We start from the raw sequence: 1,779 nt of genomic DNA on the forward strand, positions 1-1,779 counted from the left end.
ATCCTTGTCTTATCGCTCTTTATCGGGATTGCCATACCCTCCCTTCCGGGTTTTCTCATCGCCTTCCTCTTCATGACGCTGATCGGCATCTGCTTTGCAGCACTTGGAATCGCCATTGCTTCAAGGATGGAGGATATGCACGGGTTCCAGCTGATCATGAACTTCGTGGTCTTCCCGATCTTCGGCCTCTCCGGCGCCCTCTTCCCGATTGAAAGCCTGCCCGGATGGGTGATACCGCTGACACTCATAAACCCGCTCACCCACGGCGTGGAGGGGATCCGGTATGGGCTCCTCGGCACCTCGGCAATCCACCCGCTTGTATGCCTGGCGGCGCTTTGCCTGAGCACGGTGGTTATGATTGGTGTGGGAGCGTTTCTCTTCAGGAAGGCGTCGGTGTGAGAGGGGGAAGAATAGGGCAGAAACTGAAAGGGAGATATACCCAATCCTGAGGTATCTTCCTGAAAATGTCAGAATAACCCCCGATATTTCTTCCATTGCAGGATTGTCTGTCGGCATTCATCCTGCGGTGGATTCCGCTTCTGTAAACGCATCTTCTGCAATGAACTGATAGCCCTTTCAGGGGTAATCACTCTCGAATTCACCATATAATCCAGAAGCCAGCAGGTGCCACACCATTCAACCCCCTGAGCAACCGCTACATGGATGAGCGCTCTGTCTCCTGTCAGGAGTGGTCTCTTCACCTGTTTTGCAAGAACCAGTACAGAAAGATCAGCAATGGAGGGTTGCGGATACCTGTCAATCAGACCCATTAATTCCTGAACTGAATCCGCACTCAGAGACTGGACAGAGAGACCCAGATCGACAAGCGCAGCAAACGGGGGATGCAAAAGCTCTTTCTGAACGAAATCAGAGACGACAAATCTGCAGGGGAGATGAAAGAGATCCGGAATCAGATCAGCTTCACGCAGATCGATGATGGCGTTTGTATCAATGACATACAAGGGACGTGCTTTCACGCGATGCGTCTCCATTCAGGCTGTAAAAGTCACCGATATTCTGGTTTAAGAGTTCTGCTGCCTTTGAGATTGAGATCATACCTTCCGCAAGCGATCGATAGACAAGTGATTCGAGAGATACTGGATCATCACCCGCTTTTTCATCACCGGGTTCTTTTCGATTCAATCCAAGTACTGAAAACTCTTTCCTCATCCTGGTATGGGTATCTGCTGAAAGAATACCAAGATCAGATGCCCGGTATATCCAGGCACTCATTGAGAGTCCATACTTCTCTTTCAGGAGAGTAAGTTCATGAATCGAGATGTGCCTGCGGCTGCTTCCAAGTTCAAAGAAGGCTCGTGTGGAAGGAACCAGGAAAGCACCTGCAAACCGATGCATTACCTTCTCATGATCCATACCGTCCTTTGCTATCAGGAGGCAGTGTCCCAGTTCATGAGCAAGGGTAAATCTCTGCCGTGCATAGGTGAGTCCGGCTCGCATCAGAATGACCAGATCATCACCAAAACTGGTGCAGAGGGCATCGAATTTTGTAATTCCGCCGATTATACCAATCTTCAAGCCCTTATCTTCAAGCAATGAGGTAAGATTATCAATTGGATGATCCCCAAGATCCCAGGCTTTTCGTAGATCATCTGCTGCCATTTCAACCTCATCATAGGATGACACTTCTCTTGGGAATCCATCGGGCATCTCAAATCTCCGGCAGATTCCACTCAGCTCCTCAATGGTGAGATAGCGCTCCAACCAGTCTTTCGTCTCTGCTTCAATTCGTATTCTCTCTTTTCCGGTGATCTTTTTTGT

Annotated in this window: 3 protein-coding genes; 1 reads left to right on the forward strand and 2 read right to left on the reverse strand. The window is 49.4% G+C overall.

Annotated features, from left to right (window positions below; all coding sequences use genetic code 11):
- On the forward strand, positions 1-399 hold a 399-nt coding region (locus tag QCH34_RS11935), incomplete at its 5' end, for an ABC transporter permease (RefSeq protein ID WP_300334465.1).
- 68 nt (positions 400-467) lie between these two features.
- Here QCH34_RS11935 and QCH34_RS11940 read toward each other — a convergent pair.
- Together QCH34_RS11940 and QCH34_RS11945 are read right to left on the reverse strand one after the other, a co-directional pair.
- Positions 468-977 (reverse strand): hypothetical protein, encoded by a 510-nt coding sequence (locus QCH34_RS11940; protein ID WP_300334466.1) that lies wholly within the window; start codon positions 975-977, stop codon positions 468-470.
- Positions 949-1,779: ImmA/IrrE family metallo-endopeptidase (locus QCH34_RS11945; RefSeq protein WP_300334467.1), on the reverse strand; the 831-nt coding region annotated here is incomplete at its 5' end. The genes QCH34_RS11940 and QCH34_RS11945, both read right to left, overlap by 29 nt.

This window comes from Methanocalculus sp. (genome assembly GCF_029762515.1).
Lineage (GTDB): Archaea > Halobacteriota > Methanomicrobia > Methanomicrobiales > Methanocorpusculaceae > Methanocalculus.